This window comes from Spirillospora sp. CA-128828 (assembly GCF_050945415.1).
Taxonomy (GTDB): Bacteria; Actinomycetota; Actinomycetes; order Streptosporangiales; family Streptosporangiaceae; genus Spirillospora.
Window position 1 is genome coordinate 5,890,324 of sequence record NZ_CP191986.1, and the last position, 18,751, is coordinate 5,909,074.

Below are 18,751 nucleotides of genomic sequence, written 5' to 3' on the forward strand. Positions count from 1 at the left end.
GCGTCCCCCGATCTAGACGGGCAGCGGCTGCCGCTCCTCGATCACATGGTCGACGAGGCCGTAGTCCAGTGCCGTGTTCGCCGTGAACACGCGGTCGCGGTCCGTGTCGGCGCGCAGTGTCGCGGTGTCCTGCCCGGTGTGCCGGGAGAGGATGTGCTCGATGTCCGCGCGGACGCGGACGACCTCGTCCGCCTGGAGGATGAGGTCCGGGATCGCTCCCCGGCTCTGCCCCGTCGGCTGGTGCAGGACCACGCGGGTGTGGGGCAGCGCCGCGCGCTTGCCGGGGGTGCCCGCGGCGAGGAGCACGGCGCCGACGGCGACCGCCTGGCCGACGCACGTCGTCGCCACCTCCGGACGGATGTAGCGCAGCGTGTCGTACACGGCGAGCATCGCGCTCGGGTCTCCGCCCTCGCAGTTGATGTACAGCTGGATGTCGCGTTCGGGGCTGTCGGATTCCAGGTAGAGCAGTTGCGCGACGAGGGCGTTCGCGACACCCGCGTCGATGGCGGTGCCGAGATAGATGATCCGCTCCGTCAGCAGGTGCGAGTAGACGTCCATGATCCGTTCACCGCGAGGGTGCTGCGCGATGACGTTGGGGATCGTGTAGGTGCTCATCGGGCTGCTCCTTCGGACGGGGCACCGAGCCCGATGGGCCGGTTGCTGGTCGGTACGACTTCGTCGAACGTGCTGACGACCGCGTCGATGAACCCGTAGTCGAGCGCCTCCTGCGCCGTGTACCAGCGATCGTGCAGCGAGTCTTCGAAGACCCGTTCCAGGGGCTGCCCGGTGTCCTCGGCGATGAGCCCGAGCACCGTGTCGCGGGTGTGGCGGAGGTCGTTGGCCTGCAGTTCGATGTCGACGGCGGCGCCGGCGATTCCGGCGGAGCCCTGGTGCATCAGCACGCGGGCGTGCGGCATGGCGCGGCGTTTGCCGGGGGTTCCGGACGACAGCAGGAACTGGCCGGCGCTGTAGGCGATGCCGAGCACGACCGTGGACACGTCGCACGGGATGAGCCGCATGACATCGCGGATCGCGAGCATCGACGGCACCGACCCGCCGGGGGAATGGATCCACAGCGCGATGTCGGTCGAGGAGTCCTCCCGCGCCAGCGTGATCAGCTGCGTCGCCAGCAGGGTGCCATTGTCGTCGTCGAGAGGGCCGTCGAGCACGAGAACGCGCTGCTGGTAGAGCTCGCGCCGCACTCGCTCGTTGAACAACGGGACTTTCTGTTCCTCGCTCATGCCCCAACTCTGCGTCGGCGCGTGCACTGCTCCCAGCCAAATCCGCCCACGGCGGATCCGCCCAGAGCAGCGCGGATCAGTGCCGGCCGGCCGGCGCGCGTCAGCGAACCGTGCCCCTTCCATTGGTGGTCGAGGTGATCTGCCGCCATGTCGCCGGCCCCTTCGGGCGCATATCGAGTCGGGTCATGGCCGCCCGCAGGCCGTCGGCCGAGCCGTATCGCCGCTGCGCTTGGGGAGTGAGCAACTCCCACGCGGAGCGGACATCGCCCTGACCGAGGACGGCCTGCCACTTCCGCGGCACATCCTCGACCGCGCTGGTGTCGGGCGGCAGCTTGCAGCAGGGACCGGAATCGTCGGATCGGTCCACGTGATGCCAGATCACAGCGCCCGCTGCCAGCACGGTCAGCAGCACGACCACGGCGACGATGGGCGCGGGACCCGCACGTAGCGGCCCGCGCCCATGAGCGATGCCCCGGGGGCGCCGATGAGTTCCGGGCCAGGGGGTGGTCTACCTGGTCATGGCTACGCAAACGCTCCAGACACCCGAAGTCGGTCTCGTCTACGACGTCCACGGTCCGCTCCCGACCGCCGACGGGCGCTCGCCGCTGGTCATGATCGGCCAGCCCATGGACGCGAGCGGCTTCCGCACGCTCGCGTCGTACTTCCCCGAGCGCACCGTCGTCGCCTACGACCCGCGCGGTCTCGGCCGCAGCACCCGCAAGGACGGCCGGGTCGACAACGTGCCCGAGGTCCAGGCCGCCGACGTGCACGCCCTCATCGAGGCGCTCGGCGCGGGCCCGGTCGAGATGTTCGCCAGCAGCGGCGGTGCGGTGACCGCGCTCGCCCTGGTGACGGCGCACCCCGACGACGTGACCACCCTGGTGGCGCACGAGCCGCCGCTCATCCCGGTCCTTCCCGACGCCCGGGCCGCCGAGCGCGCCCGGGACGGCGTCCGGGACGCCTACGAGGCCAAGGGTCCGGGCGCCGGCATGGCGGCGTTCATCGCCATGACGTCGTGGCAGGGCGAGTTCACCGACGACTACTTCGCCCGGCCCGCACCCGATCCCGCCGCGTTCGGGATGCCGGCCGAGGACGACGGCTCCCGCGACGATCCGCTGCTCTCCGACCGGTCCTGGGCGGTCAGCGGCTACCGGCCCGACGCCGGTGCGATCGCCGCGGCGCCCACGCGGGTCGTGATCGCGGTCGGTGAGGAGTCCGGCGGAACCTTCACCGGACGCACCGCGGTGGCGACGGCCGAACTGCTCGGTCAGCAGGTGACGGTGTTCCCGAGCCATCACGGCGGCTTCATGGGCGGCGAGTTCGGTTACGCAGGCCAACCCGAGGCGTTCGCTCGCAGGTTGCGCCAGATCCTCGACGGCGCCTGACCGCCGCTCTCGTCCGATCTTTCTCTGGGCCGCCCGCGCGCGATGGGCGGGCGCCCCAGTAGGGTGTGCTGTTTTATCAGCCCGGGTGTGGAAGACCGAGGTGGGTTCGGATGAGCGCGTCACTCCAGCCGGACACGGGTGAGGGCATGCGGCGATGGCTGCTGCAGGGGCTCCACCGCCCCGGCCGCAAGGCCGGCCCGCACCACCGGCCGGCCCCGTCCCACGAGGACGCGCCCCACAAGCAGCACCGCTGGTGGCAGGTGATGTGCCTGACCGGCGTCGACTACTTCTCCACCCTGGGCTACCAGCCGGGCATCGCCGCGTTGGCCGCGGGCGCTCTCAGCCCGATCGCCACGCTGCTGCTGGTGGCACTGACCCTGTTCGGGGCACTGCCCGTGTACCGGTCGGTGGCCGGGCTGAGCCCGTACGGGCTGGGCTCACTGTCGATGCTGGAACGGCTGCTGCCCGGGTGGCGCGGCAAGCTGCTGGTCCTGTTCCTGCTCGGTTTCGTCGCGACGGCGTTCATCGTCACGATCACCCTGTCGGCCGCCGACGCGACCGCCCACCTGCTGCACAACCCGTTCGTGCCGGACGCGATGGCAGGCTGGCAGGTGCCCGTCACGCTGGTGCTGATCGCCGCGCTCGGCGGCATCTTCCTGGTCGGGTTCAGCGAGGCCATCTCCATCGCCGTCGTGCTGGTGGCGGTCTACCTCACCCTGAACGTCGTGGTGGTCGGGACGGCGCTGGCCAAGGTCGTGACGCACCCGGGGCTGGTCACCGACTGGGGCAACGTGCTGACCGCCGAGCACGCCAACCCGGTCGCGATGATCGCGGTGTCGCTGTTCGTCATGCCCAAGCTCGCGTTGGGGCTGTCGGGGTTCGAGACCGGAGTGGCCGTGATGCCGCTGGTCAAGGGCGAACTGGAGCAGCGCATCCAGGGCACGCGCAAGCTGCTGACCACGGCGGCCGCCGTCATGAGCGTCTTCCTGATCACCTCCAGCTTCGCCACGACCGTGCTGATCCCGAAGAAGGAGTTCGAGGAGGGCGGCAAGGCCAACGGCCGGGCCCTGGCCTACCTCGCGCACGAGAACCTGGGCGACTGGTTCGGCACCGCCTACGACATCAGCACCATCGCCATCCTGTGGTTCGCCGGTGCCTCCGCCATGGCCGGGTTGATCAACATCGTCCCGCGGTACCTGCCGAGGTACGGGATGGCGCCGGACTGGACCCGCGCGACCCGTCCGCTGGTCCTCATCTTCACGGTCGTCTCGTTCGCGATCACGCTGCTTTTCGGCGCGGAGGTCGAGGCGCAGGGCGGCGCGTACGCCACGGGCGTGCTCGCACTGATCCTGTCCGCGGCGGTCGCCGCCACGCTCGCGGCCTGGAAGAGCGGCCGGCGCCGCGTCGGCGCCGCGTTCGGCCTGGTCACGCTGATCCTGGTGTACGCGACCATCGCCAACATCATCGAGCGCCCCGACGGCCTGGTGATCGCGGTGCTGTTCTGCATCGCCATCGTGGTGACGTCGCTGATCTCCCGCGCGACCCGCTCCACCGAACTGCGCATCACCGGCGTCGACTTCGACACGGCCGCCCGCCGGTTCCTCGACGACGCCGGCGAGTTGCGGATCATCGCCAACGAACCCGACGAACGCGACCGCCAGGAGTACCTGGACAAGGCCGAGGAGGCGTGGGCCCTGCACCGCCTGCGCGACGACGAAGGACTGCTGTTCCTGGAGGTGACCGTCTCCGACGCCTCGGAGTTCGAGTCCACCGTGCAGGTCACCGGGGAGGAGCGGCACGGCTACCGGATCCTGCGCACCGAGAGCCCGAGCATCGCCAACGCCATCGCCGCGATCCTGCTGCACATCCAGGAGGAGACCGGCAAGCACCCGCACGTCTACTTCCACTGGGTGGAAGGCAACCCGGTCGGCGCGCTGCTGCGCTACCTGATCTTCGGTGGCGGCGACATCCCGCCCCTCACCCGCGAGATCCTCCGCCAGGCCGAGCCGGACATCGAGCGCCGGCCCATCGTCCACGTCGGCTGACCATACGGAGCCGCGTGATCACACCGTGACAGCGGCGGCCGGTGTGATCCATGGCACGTCCGCCTTGCCTCCTGGTAAGTTGATTGTCTGACCTGCGACGACGGGAGATGAGACTCCTGCGGGGGCGGAGCGCATGACATCGGACGCGCACACCGAAGGGCTGCCAGTGGCTATGGAGCTCCAGCAGCCCTTCATCGACTGGGCGTTCACCCAGTCGGCGTTCGCGCTCGCCATCCACGACAGGAACCTGGTGGTCCTGCGCGTCAACGAGCGCCTGTGCCAGATGTTCCAGACGACCGAGGACCGGCTCCGCGGGCGGCGCATCGCCGAGACGTTCCCGACCCCCCAGTTCCACACCCTGGAGCGGTACATGCGCCAGGTGCTCGAAACCGGGGAGCCGGTGCAGCGGGAGACCTACCGCCGGGTGCCCGGCGAGGCCCGCGAGCGGGCCTGGTCGGTGTCCGTCTCCCCCCTCAAGGACGAGAGGGGCGGCACGCAGGGCATCCTGATCGGGGTCCTCGACGTCACCGAGCAGTACCGGACGCGGCAACGGCTGAGCCTGGTGAACGAGGCGAGCACGGCCATCGGCACCACGCTGAACATCACCAGGACCGCGCAGGAGCTCGTCGACGTGGCCGTGCCGCAGCTGGCCGACCTCGCCATCGTCGATCTGCTCGACTCCGTCTTCCAGGGGGAAGAGCCGCTCCCCGGGCCGCTGCCCGCCACGATCGCACTGCGCCGCACCGCCCACCAGTCCGTCAACGAGGGCGTCCCGGAAACCGTGATCAAGCTCGGCGACATCGATCACTATCCGGACTCCGCCCCCTCGGCCCGTGCCCTGGCCACAGGCGAGACAGTGACGACCGGCTTCCACGACCCCGCCTTCCTCCCCTCGATCAGCCACAACCCGGACCGGGCGAACAGCGTCCGCAAGCACGGGCTCCACTCGGTCATCACGGTGCCGATCCGCGCCAGGGGCCTCACCCTCGGCGTCGCCGCGTTCCTGCGCGGCCGCCGCCCGGACCCCTTCGAAGCCGACGACGTGCTCATCGCCGAGGAGCTCACCGCGAGGGCGGCCGTCTGCCTGGACAACGCCCGCCGGTACACCCGCGAGCACACCACCGCGCTGGCGCTGCAGCGCAGCCTGCTGCCCCGGCGGATCCCGGAGACGTCGGCCGTGCAGGTCGCGGGCCGCTACCTGCCCGCGAGCTCCCATGCCGGCGTCGGCGGCGACTGGTTCGACGTCATACGCCTTTCGGGCGCTCGCGTCGCCCTGGTCGTCGGCGACGTCGTCGGGCACGGGCTGCAGGCGTCCGCCACCATGGGCCGGCTCCGCACGGCGGTGCGCACACTCGCCGACATCGACCTGGCGCCCGACGAGCTGCTCACCCACCTGGACGACCTGGTCGGCCGGCTCGCCCCCGAGTCCGACGCCGAGGCGGAGCACGACGTCGGGGCCACCTGCCTGTACGTCGTCTACGATCCGGCGTCCCGCCGGTGCAGCATGGCCCGCGCCGGGCACTGCCCGCCCGCGCTCATCGGCCCCGGCGGCGGGGTGGAGTTCCTCGACCTGCCCGCCTGCCCACCGCTCGGTCTCGGCGGGCTGCCCTTCGAGAGCGTCGACGTCGAGCTTCCCGAGGGCAGCACCCTCGTCCTCTACACCGACGGCCTCGTCGAGTCCCGCGGCCGCGACATCGACGCCGGGCTGGAGCGTCTGCGGCACGCGCTGTCGGCGCCGTCCCTGTCACCGACGGCGCCGCTGGACGATATCTGCGACCACGTTCTCGGAACCGTCCTGCCCGGCACTCCCATGGACGACGCCGCCCTGCTGGTCGCGCGCACCCGGTCGCTGAGCCCGGGCCACGTCGCCACCTGGGACCTGCCCGCCGACCCGGCGATCGTCGCCGACGCCCGCCGGGAGGTCGGCGAGCAGCTCGGCGCGTGGGGTCTCGACGAGCTCGGGTTCGTCACCGAACTCGTCGTCAGCGAGCTGGTCACCAACGCGATCCGGCACGCCGAGGGCCCGATCCGGCTCCGTCTCATCCGGGACCGGACGCTCATCTGCGAGGTCTCCGACGGCAGCACGACCGCTCCTCACATGCGCCGGGCCCGCGTCTTCGACGAGGGCGGCCGCGGCCTGCTCCTGGTGGCCCAGCTCACCCAGAGCTGGGGGTCCCGGCAGACACCGGAGGGCAAGACCATCTGGGCCGAACAGGCCCTCCCCTGACCGCGACGGGGTCGGCCCATGCCGGAGCTTCCCGATGTCGAAGGGTTCCGCCGGGTTCTCGCGGAGCACACCGGTGAGCCGATCGTCTCGGTGTCCGTGCACGACGCCGGCGTGCTTCGCGGCGTCACCGCCCGGAGGCTGGACGCGGCGCTGCGCGGCCATCGGTTCGGCGAGCCCCGCCGGCACGGCAAGTGGCTGCTCGTGCCGGCCGGCGGCCCGGTGGTGCTGCTGCACTTCGGGATGACCGGCTCGCTCTCCTGGCATTCCACGGGCGAGCAGGGACACCGGCACGACCGGGTCACCTGGCGGCTGCCGGACGGCGAGCTGCGCTACCGCGACATGCGCAAGCTCCACGGCATCCGTCTGGTGGACGACGAGGAGCAGGCGGACCGGCGGCTCGCGGATCTCGGCCCGGACGCGTGCGAGGTCTCCCGCCGCGACCTCGGCGAGCTGCTCTCGGGCCGGCGCGGACGGCTCAAGCCGACGCTGACCGACCAGTCCGTCCTCGCCGGCCTCGGCAACCTGCTGGCGGACGAGATCTGCTGGCGGGCCCGGATCAGCCCGCTCCGCGTCGCCGGCGGCCTCGACGACGCCGAGATCACCGGCCTGCACCGGGCGATGCGCAGTGTGCTGCGCGCATCGGTCAGGGCCGGACGGGTGCCGCCGCGCGCCACCTGGCTCACCGGGGCCCGCGACGAGCCCGAGAGCCCGTGTCCCCGCTGCGGAACGCCCCTCTCCGGGCGTCGCGTCTCCGGCCGCCGGACGGTCTGGTGCCGCACCTGCCAGCCGGCATGAGTCTTCTAGAGGCCGAGACGCCGGGCGTGCCGGGCGAGGAAGGCGATGACCTCGTCGGCGGGCTTGTCGGGCAGGCCCCACATGATCTCGGTGACGCCGGCCTCCTCCCACGCGGCCATGTCCTCCGCCGAGGGGCGGGTGGCGGCCAGGACGGAGATCTCCGGCCGTCCGGCGCGGCCCGCGTCCGACCAGGCCGCGTGGAGGGCGGCGGCCTTGGCCAGGATGTCGCGTTCGGTCGGGGTGGTCATCCACCCGTCGGCGTGGGCGGCGATCCACGCGAGCGTCTTCGGGCCGCCGCCCGCCCCGATCATCAGCGGGATGTGCGGCTGGACGGGCTTGGGCCACGCCCAGGACGGGCCGAACGAAACGAACTGCCCCGAGTAGGACGCCTGCTCCTGCGTCCACAGTGCCCGCATGGCCTCCACATACTCGCGCAGCACCGTCCGGCGCGAACCGGCGGGGACGCCGTGGTCGGCGAGCTCGTCGGTGTTCCAGCCGAATCCGGCGCCGATCGTGACCCGGCCGCCCGACAGGTGGTCGAGCGTCGCGATGGCCTTGGCGAGCGTGATCGGATCGGACTCCACCGGAAGCGCCACGGCGGTGGCGAGCCGGATCGTGGACGTCCCGGTGACCGCGGACGCGAGCGAGACCCAGGGATCGAGCGTGCGCCTGTAGCGGTCGTCCGGGAGCGTCTCGTCGCCGGTGCCGGGGTGCGCGGCCTGGCGCTTGACCGGGATGTGCGTGTGCTCGGGGACGTAGAAGGTGTGGAACCCGTTCTCCTCGGCGGCCTTCGCGGCGGCGGCGGGCGTGATGCCCCGGTCACTGGTGAAGAGCACGATGCCGTGTCGCATGAAGGCGATACTAGAACGCGTTCTAACCCAGCGCCGGGGCCGGCCCGCTCACCGGTCGCGGCGCAGCGCCCTCGGCACGGCGGTGGCACTCCGGCCGATCTTGAAGCTGACCGAGTTGCGGACGGACTCCAGCTCCTTGCGGGCGCGGGCGAGCCCCTCCTCCGCACGGGCCAGCCGCTTCTCCGTCCTGGCGAGACGCTCCTTCAGCCCCTTCACATCGTTCGGCTTGGAGCGCGCCGCCGACTTGCCCTTGACGCGGACGAGGCGCCGCCCGGCGACCTGCTGGGTCTCGTGCCAGGCGTCGTCCCGCCCGGCCAGCCAGTCGAGCAGCTCGTCCTGGACGGCGGCGGCGTCGCCCCACGTGCCGTAGAGCTTCTGGGTGGTGACGCAGATCGGGCGCAGCCCGTCGACGGCCACCGACTCCCACACCGCGGCGGCGACCCCGGGAGTGTGCTCGGACCGGTAGTCGTCGCACACGACGATCCCCTCGGGGGGGAGCATGGCGTGCGCGGCCCGGATGTCGCCGTGCACGTGCTCGTACAGATGGGACGCGTCCACATGCACGAATCGGCAGGTCCCGGGCTGGACGTGGTCCAGGATCAGCGAGGTCGGACCTTGGACGATCTCCGGGAGCGTGTCGTGGAAGGCACGGTAGTTCGCCTCGAACGCCTGGCGGGTCAGGGTGGAGTACGAGCCCTTCATCTCCGCCTGGTTGGAGTCGTCCGGCGCCTCGGAGTCGAACAGGTCGCATACCGTGAAGGTCTCGCCCTCGCGCCGGTGGCGGCCCATGAGGATCGCGCTCTTGCCGAGGTAGGAGCCGAGCTCCACGAGATCGCCGCGCTGTTCCCCGCGTTCCTGGCGTTCCAGGAACCAGGTGAAGAGCAGTTGGTCGACCTTGGGGAACCACCCCTTGACGTCGTCGAGGGTGGCGGGGGGGTCGGTCTCTTGGCTGATCATAGGACGGCTCCAGCGTCATCGTGTTCGGGAGGGGGGACACGAAAGGAGGTCGTCATGATAGGTGAGACTGCCATTATGGCAACATCCGGCCATTTTGTGTATCCGCTCGGTGACGAACCCGGCCGGGGGTGCTGTTGACAGGGGCGCCGGCGGAGCCGTACGGTTCGGCTGATTCACGGTTGCCCGAGGGAAATCCGGTGAGAAGCCGGTGCGGACGCGCCACTGTATCCGGGACGCAGATCCCGGGAGCCAGGTCGCTCGGGTGATCGCGACCTCATTGTCCGGGACGCGCAAGATCCCCTACGGAGGCTCCGTGAGCACGCTGTCGGCTCGCCACATCCCCCTTCCCCGCCTCATTCCCTGGCTGCTCGCGGTGCCCGCGCTGCTGCTCCTCGGCTACCTCGTCCTGATGGACAACGGCGCCGTGTCGCAGACCGGCGGCTACCTCCACGAGCTGATGCACGACGGGCGGCACCTGCTCGGCGTGCCCTGCCACTAGGCCGCCGCATGGTGCGCACCCTGCTGGTCAGGGGCCTGCTTCTGGGCCTGCTGGCCGGTCTCGTCGCGGGCGTTTTCGCGTTCGCGGCCGGCGAGCCCCGCATCGACGAGGCGATCGCCTTGGAGAAGGCCGCCGCCGCACACGAGCACGAGCACGGGCAAGGCGCCGGCGCGCATGAGCACGAGCACGGCGAAGAGGTGAGCCGCGGCACGCAGAAGGCCGGGCTCTTCCTCGCCACCGGGCTCTACGGGCTCGCCGTCGGCGGCGTGTTCGCGCTCGTCTTCGCCGGACTGCGCGGACGGGTCGGCCCCCGGTCGGACGGCGGGCTCGCGCTCGCCACCGCGGGGACGGCCTTCGCCGCGGTCATCCTCGTCCCGTTCGTGAAGTATCCGGCGAACCCGCCGGCGGTGGGCGACCCCGAGACGATCAACACCCGGACCGTGCTGTACCTGGCGATGATCGGTGTCGGGCTGCTCTCCGCCGCCATCGCCGTGACCACGGCGCGCAGCGTGCCGGGCGGGCCGTGGGCCCGGTGGCCCGCGGCCGTGCTCGCGTTCGTCGTCCCGGTGGCGGTGGCGTCGCTGCTGCTTCCCGGGGTGGACGAGGTGCCGGACGGGTTCCCCGCCACGCTGCTGTGGCAGTTCCGCATCACCTCGCTCGGGACGCAGCTGGTGTTCTGGGCGTCCTTCGGGACGCTGTTCGGGTGGTTCTGCGACCGGGCGGCGCGTCCCGCGCGCGCCCCCGCACCGGCCTGAACGGGGTGCTGTTCGTCCGGCACGCGACGTCGGCGGGGATGCGGGACGCCCGGTTCCCCGCCGATCCCGCCGCCGACGCGTCCGGCCTGGCCAGGGCGTGGGCCCTGGCCGGGTCGCTGCCGGACGGCGACGCGTGGTCATCCCCTGCCCGCGCCGCCCGGGAGACCTGCGCCGCGCTCGGTCTCGACGCCCGCACCGAGGCCGCCCTCGCCGAGGCCGACCACGGCCGGTGGGCGGGTGTCCGCTACGCGCAGGTCGCGCGGGACGAGCCGGACGCGCTCGCGAGCTGGCTGGCGGACCCGCACGCCGTCCCGCACGGCGGCGAGAGCCGCGCCGCCTTCGCGGCACGCGTCGCGGCCTGGCTCGGCACGGGGCCGTCCGGGATCGCGGTCTGCGACGCGGGCGTCATCCGTGCCGCGCTCGGGCACGCCCTCGGCATCGCCGTCCCGGCGGCCGATCGGATCGACGTCGCGCCGCTGTCCACCACGAGGCTCACCGCCGCCCGGGACGGCTGGCGGGTCGCCCACGTCAACCGGAAGGTCCTCGATTGAACGCCACGTACCCGTTCAGCGCCGTCGTCGGGCTGGACGACCTGAAGCTGGCGCTGCTGCTCAACGCCGTCTCGCCGCGGGTCGGCGGTGTGCTGGTCCGGGGCGAGAAGGGCACCGCCAAGTCGACGATCGTGCGGGCGCTGGCCGCCCAGCTGCCCGCCGTGGACGTCGTGGCCGGCTGCCGGTTCGGGTGCGACCCGGCGGCACCCGACCCGCTGTGCCCGGACGGCCCGCACGAGGCGGGCGGACCGGCCGGGCGGCGGCCGTCGGCGCTGGTGGAGCTGCCGGTCGGCGCGTCCGAGGACCGGCTCGCCGGATCGCTGGACGTCGAGCGGGCGCTGACCGAGGGCGTCAAGGCGTTCGAGCCTGGGCTGCTCGCGGCGGCGCACCGCGGCGTCCTCTACGTGGACGAGGTGAACCTGCTGCACGACCACCTGGTGGACCTGCTGCTGGACGCCGCCGCGCTCGGCACCTGCTATGTCGAGCGCGAGTCGGTGTCGGTGCGGCACGCGGCGCGGTTCCTGCTGGTCGGCACGATGAACCCCGAGGAGGGTGAGCTGCGTCCCCAGCTCCTCGACCGGTTCGGGCTGACGGTCGAGGTGAAGGCGTCGCGGGAGCCGAAGGAGCGCGCCGAGGTCGTCCGGCGGCGGCTGGCGTTCGAGGCGGATCCCGCCGCGTTCGCGGCGCGGTGGGCGGACGCCGAGTCCGGTCTCGCGGACCGCATCTCCGCCGCGCGGGAACGGCTGGACGGCGTGCGGCTGCCGGACGAGCGGCTGGAGCAGATCGCGGCCGTGTGCGCCGGGTTCGAGGTGGACGGGCTGCGCGCCGACCTCGTCACGGCGAACGCCGCCCTCGCGCACGCCGCCTGGCAGGGGCGGGACGCGGTCACGGCCGAGGACGTGCGCGCCGCGGCCCGGCTGTCGCTTCCGCACCGGCGTCGCCGCGACCCGTTCGACGCGCCGGGCCTGGACGAGTCGCTGCTGGACGAGCTCCTGGACGGCTCGTCCCCCGACGACGATGACCCTCCCCCGGGCGGCGGTGTTCCACCGGGTGACGGCGGCCCGCCGGACGACGGCGGGGGCCGCGCCGATTCCCAGGCGGGGCCGGAGTCCGCGGGCGAGCAGGGCGAGCGGGAGGAGCGGTCCGGGGGCGGCGGCGAGCGGGTGGCGGCGGTGGCGGCGCCGCACGCGGTGCCGCTGCTGGAGGTTCCCGGTGTCGGTGACGGCGTGGCGGGCCGGCGGTCCCGGTCGCGGACGGCACGGGGCCGGGTCACCGGGGCACGCCGCCCGGCGGACCGGGTCCGCGATCCGCACGTGGTGGCGACGCTGCTGGCCGCCGCACCGCACCAGAGGGCGCGCGGACGGTCCGGCGCGGGCCTGCTGCTGAAGCCCGGCGACCTGCGCGAGGCGACCCGCGAGGGCCGGGAGGGCAACCTCGTGCTGTTCGTGGTGGACGCGAGCGGCTCGATGGCCGCGCGCCGCCGCATGACGACGGTGAAGACCGCCGTCCTCAGCCTGCTGCTGGACGCCTACCAGCGCCGCGACAAGGTCGGCCTGATCACGTTCCGGGGGCGGACCGCCGACCTCGTCCTGCCGCCGACGTCCTCGGTCGAGGCCGGTGCGGCGCGGCTGCGGGCGCTGCCGACCGGGGGCCGCACGCCGCTGGCCGCCGGGCTCGTCCGTGCCGCGGAGGTGCTGCGCGCCGAGCGGCTGCGCGACCCGGCGCGGCGTCCGCTGCTCGTGGTCGTCACCGACGGGCGGGCGACCGCGGGCGGCGACGCGGACCGGGCCGCCGGGCTGCTGGCGGGGACCGCCGGGATCGTCGTGGACTGTGAGGACGGCCCGGTCCGGCTCGGTCTCGCGGGACGGCTGGCGGCACGGCTCGGGGCACGGCTCGTCCCGCTGGCGGACCTCGACGGAATCGTTCGCGACCACAGGAAGGCGGCCTGACATGCCGCAGGGGAAGCCCGTGTCCGTCCCCGAGGACGGCCTCACCACCCGGCAGCGCCGCAACCGGCCGCTGCTGATCGTCCACACCGGCCCCGGGAAGGGGAAGTCGACCGCCGCGTTCGGGATGGCGCTGCGGGCGTGGAACCAGGGCTGGCCGGTCGGGGTGTTCCAGTTCGTGAAGTCGGCGAAGTGGCGCATCGGCGAGGAGCGGGCGCTGCGGGTGCTGGGGGCGAGCGGCGAGGGCGGCCCGGTCGCCTGGCACAAGATGGGCGAGGGCTGGTCGTGGATCCAGCGTCCCGGGACCGAGGACGACCACGCGGCGGACGCGCGGGAGGGCTGGGAGCAGATCAAGCGGGACCTGGCCGCCGAGACGTACCGTTTCTATGTGCTGGACGAATTCACCTACCCGCTCAAGTGGGGCTGGATCGACCTGGACGACGTGCTCGAAACGCTCACCGGCCGGCCCGGGAACCAGCATGTCGTCATCACCGGGCGCGACGCGCCGGACCGGCTCGCCGACGCCGCCGACCTGGTCACGGAGATGGGCAAGGTCCGGCACCCGATGGACGCCGGGCAGAAGGGGCAGCGGGGCATCGAGTGGTGATCCCCCGGCTGGTCGTCGCGGCGCCGTCGTCCGGCTCCGGGAAGACGACCGTCGCGACGGGGCTGATCGCGGCGCTGCGGGCGCGCGGCCTGCGGGTGTCGCCGCACAAGGTCGGACCCGACTACATCGACCCCGGCTACCACGCCCTCGCGGCGGGGCGTCCCGGCCGCAACCTCGATCCGTGGCTCACGGGCGAGGACCGGGTGGCACCGCTGTTCCTGCACGGCGCCGCCGGCTGCGACGTGGCCGTGGTCGAGGGTGTGATGGGCCTGTTCGACGGGCGCGGCGACACCGGTTTCGCGTCCACGGCGCATGTCGCGGCGCTTCTCGCGGCGCCGGTGGTGCTGGTCGTGGACGCGGCGCGGCAGAGCCGGTCGGTGGCCGCGCTCGTGCACGGCTTCGCGACGTTCGAGCCGGGTGTGCGGATCGGCGGGGTCGTCCTCAACCGGGTGGGCTCGGACCGGCATGAGGAGCTGTGCCGGAGCGCGCTGGAGGCGACGGGCGTGCCGGTGCTCGGCGCGGTCCGGCGGGACGACGCGGTCCTGACGCCGTCCCGCCATCTGGGGCTGATCCCGGCGGCGGAGCGGGAGGCCGAGGCCGTCCAGGCGGTGCAGCGGCTCGGCGAGCTGGTCGGCCGGTCCTGTGATCTGGACGCGCTGCTGCGGCTGGCCGGCACCGCTCCCCCGCTGCCCGGGCCCGCGTGGGACCCGTCCGAACAGGTGGCGCCGGTGGACGGCCGGCCGGTCGTCGCCGTCGCGGGCGGGGCCGCGTTCACCTTCTCCTATGCGGAGCATGTGGAGCTGCTGCGCGCGGCGGGCGCCGATGTGGCCGTCTTCGACCCGCTGCGGGACGAGAGGCTCCCGGCCGGAACCGGCGCGCTCGTCATCGGCGGCGGGTTTCCGGAGGTGCACGCCGCCGACCTGGCCGCCAACGCGCCGCTGCTCGCCGAGGTCGCGGCGTTCCCGGGCCCGATCGCCGCCGAGTGCGCCGGGCTCCTCTATCTGTGCGAGCGGCTCGATGGGCAGAGGATGTGCGGACGCGTGCCGGGAAGCGCGCGGATGACGTCCCGGCTGACACTGGGATACCGGGAGGCGGTCGCGGTGGCGGAGTCGCCGCTGACCCGTCCGGGCGAGCGGTTCCGCGGGCACGAGTTCCACCGGACGGCTCTGACCACCGACGCAGATCCGCTGTTCCGGTGGAAGGACGGCTCCGACGGGTTCGGCGACGAACGGATCACCGCGTCCTACCTCCACCTGCACTGGGCGGGATGCCCGGAGGCGGCTCAGCGGCTCGTGTCGTCCTCCAGATCTCCCTCCGTCTTGAGGTAGACCTCCTGGAGTCCCTGGAGCGTCTCCGGGTCGGGATGCTCCCACATGCCGCGTTCGGCGGCCTCCAGCAGCCGTTCGGCGATGCCGTGCAGCGCCCACGGGTTCGACTCCGCCATGAACTCGCGGTTCTCCTCGTCGAGGACGTAGGCGGCGGTGAGCTTGTCGTACATCCAGTCGGCCATGACCCCGGTGGTCGCGTCGTAACCGAAGAGGTAGTCGACGGTCGCGGCCAACTCGAACGCACCCTTGTACCCGTGCCGGCGCATCGCGGCCAGCCACTGCGGGTTGACGACGCGTGCCCGGAAGATCCGCGCGGTCTCCTCCGACAGGGTGCGGGTGCGGACGGCGTCCGGGCGGGTGCTGTCCCCGACGTACGCCTCCGGCGCCCGGCCGGTCAGCGCGCGGACGGTCGCGATCATCCCGCCGTGGTACTGGAAGTAGTCGTCGGAGTCGGCGATGTCGTGCTCGCGGGTGTCGACGTTCTTGGCGGCGACGGCGATGCGCCGGTAGGCGCTCTCCATGTCGGCGCGGGCGGGGACGCCGTCCAGGTCGCGTCCGTAGGCGTGACCGCCCCACACCGCGTACACCTCGGCGAGGTCGGCGTCGTCGCGCCAGTTGCGGCTGTCGATGAGCGGCAGCAGCCCGGCCCCGTAGGCGCCCGGCGCGGACCCGAAGACGCGCAGCGTGGCCCGCCGCTCGTCGCCGTGCCGCTCGCGGTCGGCCTTCACGTGGGCCCGGACGTAGTTGTCGGTGCCGGGCTCGTCCAGGCCGGCGACCAGCCGGACGGCGTCGTCCAGCATGGCGACGACGTGCGGGAACGCGTCCCGGAAGAAGCCGCTGATGCGGACGGTCACGTCGATGCGCGGCCTCTTGAGCTCCGCGACCGGGATCGGCTCCAGCGCCGTGACGCGGCGGGACGCCTCGTCCCAGACCGGGCGGACGCCGAGCAGCGCCAGCACCTCGGCCACGTCGTCGCCCGCCGTGCGCATCGCGCTCGTCCCCCACACCGACAGGCCCACCGAGCGCGGCCACTCGCCGTGGTCGGCGCGGTAGCGGTCCAGGAGCGAGTCGGCCATCGCCTGCCCGGTCTCCCACGCGAGGCGGCTGGGGATGGCGCGCGGGTCCACCGAGTAGAAGTTCCGGCCCGTCGGCAGGACGTTGACGAGGCCGCGCAACGGCGACCCGCTGGGACCCGCCGGAATGTAGCCGCCGTCCAAGGCGTGCAGGACGTGGTCGAGCTCGTCGGACGTCCGCGCCAAGCGCGGGACGACCTCGGTCGCGGCGAACTCCAGGACGCGCTCGACGGGTTCGCGGCGGTCGGCGGGGACGGCTTCGGCGACCCGGCCTGCGGCGTCCACGGCCCAGCCGGCGTCCTCCATGGCCTGGACGAGGGAGCGGGCGGCGGCCTCGGCGGCGTCCACATCCGCGAGCGACTCGCCGCCGTCCTCGCTGAGACCGAGCGCCTCACGCAGGCCGGGCAGCGTTTCGCGTCCCGACCACATCTGGCGGGCGCGGAGCATGGCCAGCACCAGATCGACGCGGGTCGCGCCCTCGGGTGCCTCGCCGAGGATGTGCAGGCCGTCGCGGATCTGCGCGTCCTTCACCTCGCACAGCCAGCCGTCCACGTGCAGGAGGAAGTCGTCGAACTCGGTGTCGTGCGGGCGATCGTCCAGGCCGAGGTCGTGGTCGAGCTTCGCGGCCTGGATCAGCGTCCAGATCTGCGCGCGGATCGCGGGCAGCTTCGCCGGGTCCATCGCGGCGATCGTGGCGTGCTCGTCGAGGAGCTGTTCGAGGCGGGCGATGTCGCCGTAGGTCTCCGCGCGGGCCATCGGCGGGACCATGTGGTCCACGAGGACTGCGTGCGCGCGCCGCTTGGCCTGCGTCCCCTCACCCGGGTCGTTGACGAGGAAGGGGTAGATGAGCGGAACGTCGCCGAGCGCGGCGTCGGTGCCGCACGACGCGGACATGCCCGCCGCCTTGCCAGGCAGCCACTCCAGGTTGCCGTGCTTGCCGACGTGGACGATCGCGTGCGCGCCGAACTCGTCCGACAGCCACCGGTACGCGGCCAGGTAGTGGTGGCTCGGGGGCAGGTCGGGGTCGTGGTAGATCGCGATCGGGTTCTGCCCGAAGCCGCGCGGTGGCTGCACCATGACGACGACGTTGCCGGCGCGGAGGGCGGCGAGCACGATGTCGCCGTCCTGCACGAAGAGCTCCCCGGGCGGCGGGCCCCAGTGCCGCTCCATCTCCTCCCGCAGGTCCGGGGGGAGAGTGCGGTACCAGCGTTCGTAGGACGCGGCGGCGATGCGGACGGGGTTGCCCGCGAGCTGCTCTTCGGTGAGCCAGTCCTCGTCCTGCCCTCCGGCCGCGATGAGCGCGTGGATGAGCGCGTCGCCGTCCTGCCCGGCGACGCCCGGGAAGCCTTCGCCGAGGTCGTACCCCTCGTCCCTGAGCCGGGCCAGCAGCCGGACCGTGCTCGCGGGAGTGTCGAGCCCGACGGCGTTTCCGACGCGGGAATGCTTGGTCGGATACGCCGACAGCATCACGACGACGCGCCGCCCGGCGGGCGGGACATGCCGCAGGCGTCCGTGCCGGACGGCGATCCCGGCGACCCGCGCCGCCCGCTCGGGATCCGCCCGGTAGACGGTGAGGCCGTCCTCGTCGATCTCCTTGAAGGAGAACGGGACGGTGATGATGCGTCCGTCGAACTCGGGGATGGCGACCTGCGACGCGGCGTCCAGCGGCGACAGCCCGTCGTCGCTCGCCTCCCAGTCGGAGCGGCTCGTCGTGAGGCAGAGACCCTGCAGGATCGGGACGTCCAGCGCGGCGAGAGCCCCGACGTCCCACGCCTCGTCGTCGCCGCCCGCCCCGGCCGTCGCGGGCCTGGACCCGCCCGCCGCGAGCACGGTCACGACCAGCGCGTCCGCCCGGCGGAGCGTGGCGAGCAGCTCGGGCTCGGCGGTGCGGAGGGACGAGCAGAACACGGGCATGGCCTGCCCGCGCGCGTCCTCGATCGCCTCGCACAGCGTCTCCGCGAACGCGGTGTTGCCCGCCATGTGGTGGGCGCGGTAGTAGAGCACGCCGATCACGGGGCCGTCCTGGGTGCGGGCCTCGCGGTCGAGCCGTCCCCATGTCGGCGTCGGTGCCGGCGGCGCGAACCCGCGTCCGGTCAGCAGCACGGTGTCGGACAGGAAGGCGTGCAGTTCGGCGAGGTTGGCGGGCCCGCCATGGGCGAGATAGGCGTGCGCTTCGGCGCAGACACCGCCGCTGACCCCGCCGCTGACCGTGGACAGCTCCATCAGCTCGGCGTCCGGGGCCTGCTCGCCACCGAGGACGACGACCGGGCGGGGGCCCGCGAGGAGCGCGTCGAGGCCGTGCTCCCAGGCCCGTCGCCCTCCGAGCAGGCGGACGACGACGAGATCGGCGCCCTCGGTCAGCTCCGGCAGATCGTCCACGGCGAGCCGCGCCGGGTTGCCCAGCCGGTAGGCGGCGCCGGACGCGCGGGCGCTCAGCAGATCGGTGTCGGACGTCGACAGCAGCAGGACGGTGCCAGCGGACACGGTCGTT

At 73.1% G+C, this 18,751-nt stretch carries 16 protein-coding genes; 10 read left to right on the plus strand and 6 right to left on the minus strand.

All coding sequences use genetic code 11. From position 1 onward, the window contains the following. Positions 1-12: 12 nt before the first annotated feature. The 3 genes from ACQPXG_RS28665 to ACQPXG_RS28675 form a co-directional block, all read right to left on the minus strand. Positions 13-615, minus strand: a complete 603-nt coding sequence (locus ACQPXG_RS28665; protein WP_433462226.1) for a ClpP family protease — start codon at positions 613-615, stop codon at positions 13-15. Next, on the minus strand, positions 612-1,241 hold the full coding sequence (locus tag ACQPXG_RS28670; protein ID WP_433462227.1) for a ClpP family protease: 630 nt from the start codon (positions 1,239-1,241) through the stop codon (positions 612-614). The genes ACQPXG_RS28665 and ACQPXG_RS28670 overlap by 4 nt, the downstream gene beginning before the upstream one ends. 100 nt (positions 1,242-1,341) lie before the next feature. Continuing rightward, on the minus strand, positions 1,342-1,659 hold the full coding sequence (locus tag ACQPXG_RS28675; RefSeq protein ID WP_433462228.1) for a hypothetical protein: 318 nt from the start codon (positions 1,657-1,659) through the stop codon (positions 1,342-1,344). Positions 1,660-1,759: 100 nt separating this feature from the next. Here ACQPXG_RS28675 and ACQPXG_RS28680 point away from each other — a divergent pair, with 100 nt between their 5' ends. The 4 genes from ACQPXG_RS28680 to ACQPXG_RS28695 all read left to right on the plus strand — a co-directional run bounded on the left by ACQPXG_RS28680 (position 1,760) and on the right by ACQPXG_RS28695 (position 7,693). Continuing rightward, on the plus strand, positions 1,760-2,626 hold the full coding sequence (locus ACQPXG_RS28680; RefSeq protein ID WP_433462229.1) for an alpha/beta fold hydrolase: 867 nt from the start codon (positions 1,760-1,762) through the stop codon (positions 2,624-2,626). A 110-nt stretch (positions 2,627-2,736) separates the two neighbouring features. Next, entirely contained in the window at positions 2,737-4,671 is a 1,935-nt protein-coding gene (locus tag ACQPXG_RS28685; protein WP_433462230.1) for an amino acid transporter, read from the plus strand. A gap of 133 nt (positions 4,672-4,804) precedes the next feature. Beyond that, positions 4,805-6,898, plus strand: a complete 2,094-nt coding sequence (locus ACQPXG_RS28690; RefSeq protein WP_433462231.1) for a SpoIIE family protein phosphatase — start codon at positions 4,805-4,807, stop codon at positions 6,896-6,898. A gap of 18 nt (positions 6,899-6,916) precedes the next feature. Further along, entirely contained in the window at positions 6,917-7,693 is a 777-nt protein-coding gene (locus tag ACQPXG_RS28695) for an Fpg/Nei family DNA glycosylase (protein ID WP_433462232.1), read from the plus strand. A gap of 5 nt (positions 7,694-7,698) precedes the next feature. Here ACQPXG_RS28695 and ACQPXG_RS28700 read toward each other — a convergent pair whose 3' ends face one another. Together ACQPXG_RS28700 and ACQPXG_RS28705 are read right to left on the minus strand one after the other, a co-directional pair. Next, positions 7,699-8,544, minus strand: coding sequence for an LLM class F420-dependent oxidoreductase (locus ACQPXG_RS28700; RefSeq protein ID WP_433462233.1), 846 nt, complete (start codon positions 8,542-8,544; stop codon positions 7,699-7,701). Positions 8,545-8,592: 48 nt separating this feature from the next. Then, on the minus strand, positions 8,593-9,501 hold the full coding sequence (locus ACQPXG_RS28705) for a class I SAM-dependent methyltransferase (protein WP_433462234.1): 909 nt from the start codon (positions 9,499-9,501) through the stop codon (positions 8,593-8,595). A 313-nt stretch (positions 9,502-9,814) separates the two neighbouring features. Between ACQPXG_RS28705 and ACQPXG_RS28710 the strand changes: the two genes are divergently transcribed. The 6 genes from ACQPXG_RS28710 to ACQPXG_RS28735 are packed head-to-tail and all read left to right on the plus strand — an operon-like array spanning position 9,815 to position 15,187. Further along, positions 9,815-10,000 (plus strand): CbtB domain-containing protein, encoded by a 186-nt coding sequence (locus ACQPXG_RS28710; RefSeq protein ID WP_433462235.1) that lies wholly within the window; start codon positions 9,815-9,817, stop codon positions 9,998-10,000. Positions 10,001-10,008: 8 nt separating this feature from the next. Further along, positions 10,009-10,755, plus strand: coding sequence for a CbtA family protein (locus ACQPXG_RS28715; protein WP_433462236.1), 747 nt, complete (start codon positions 10,009-10,011; stop codon positions 10,753-10,755). Then, positions 10,704-11,306, plus strand: a complete 603-nt coding sequence (locus ACQPXG_RS28720) for a histidine phosphatase family protein (protein ID WP_433462237.1) — start codon at positions 10,704-10,706, stop codon at positions 11,304-11,306. The genes ACQPXG_RS28715 and ACQPXG_RS28720 overlap by 52 nt, the downstream gene beginning before the upstream one ends. After that, entirely contained in the window at positions 11,303-13,255 is a 1,953-nt protein-coding gene (locus ACQPXG_RS28725) for a VWA domain-containing protein (RefSeq protein ID WP_433462238.1), read from the plus strand. Before ACQPXG_RS28720 ends, ACQPXG_RS28725 begins: the two co-directional genes overlap by 4 nt. Position 13,256: 1 nt before the next feature. After that, complete coding sequence (gene cobO, locus ACQPXG_RS28730; RefSeq protein WP_433462239.1) at positions 13,257-13,859, plus strand: cob(I)yrinic acid a,c-diamide adenosyltransferase; 603 nt, start codon at positions 13,257-13,259, stop codon at positions 13,857-13,859. Further along, entirely contained in the window at positions 13,856-15,187 is a 1,332-nt protein-coding gene (locus ACQPXG_RS28735) for a cobyrinate a,c-diamide synthase (protein WP_433470066.1), read from the plus strand. The genes cobO and ACQPXG_RS28735 overlap by 4 nt, the downstream gene beginning before the upstream one ends. Here the strand turns inward: ACQPXG_RS28735 and cobN are convergent. Next, entirely contained in the window at positions 15,142-18,744 is a 3,603-nt protein-coding gene (gene cobN, locus ACQPXG_RS28740; protein ID WP_433462240.1) for a cobaltochelatase subunit CobN, read from the minus strand. The genes ACQPXG_RS28735 and cobN overlap by 46 nt on opposite strands. Positions 18,745-18,751: the final 7 nt, after the last annotated feature.

Bases quoted from the DNA above. Each gene is read 5' to 3' on its own strand.
- ACQPXG_RS28715 (WP_433462236.1), top strand. From the start codon at position 10,009: ATGGTGCGCACCCTGCTGGTCAGGGGCCTGCTTCTGGGCCTGCTGGCC.
- cobO (WP_433462239.1), top strand. From the start codon at position 13,257: ATGCCGCAGGGGAAGCCCGTGTCCGTCCCCGAGGACGGCCTCACCACC.
- ACQPXG_RS28700 (WP_433462233.1), bottom strand. From the start codon at position 8,544: ATGCGACACGGCATCGTGCTCTTCACCAGTGACCGGGGCATCACGCCC.
- ACQPXG_RS28665 (WP_433462226.1), bottom strand. From the start codon at position 615: ATGAGCACCTACACGATCCCCAACGTCATCGCGCAGCACCCTCGCGGT.
- ACQPXG_RS28705 (WP_433462234.1), bottom strand. From the start codon at position 9,501: ATGATCAGCCAAGAGACCGACCCCCCCGCCACCCTCGACGACGTCAAG.
- ACQPXG_RS28695 (WP_433462232.1), top strand. From the start codon at position 6,917: ATGCCGGAGCTTCCCGATGTCGAAGGGTTCCGCCGGGTTCTCGCGGAG.
- ACQPXG_RS28680 (WP_433462229.1), top strand. From the start codon at position 1,760: ATGGCTACGCAAACGCTCCAGACACCCGAAGTCGGTCTCGTCTACGAC.
- ACQPXG_RS28670 (WP_433462227.1), bottom strand. From the start codon at position 1,241: ATGAGCGAGGAACAGAAAGTCCCGTTGTTCAACGAGCGAGTGCGGCGC.
- ACQPXG_RS28690 (WP_433462231.1), top strand. From the start codon at position 4,805: ATGACATCGGACGCGCACACCGAAGGGCTGCCAGTGGCTATGGAGCTC.
- ACQPXG_RS28685 (WP_433462230.1), top strand. From the start codon at position 2,737: ATGAGCGCGTCACTCCAGCCGGACACGGGTGAGGGCATGCGGCGATGG.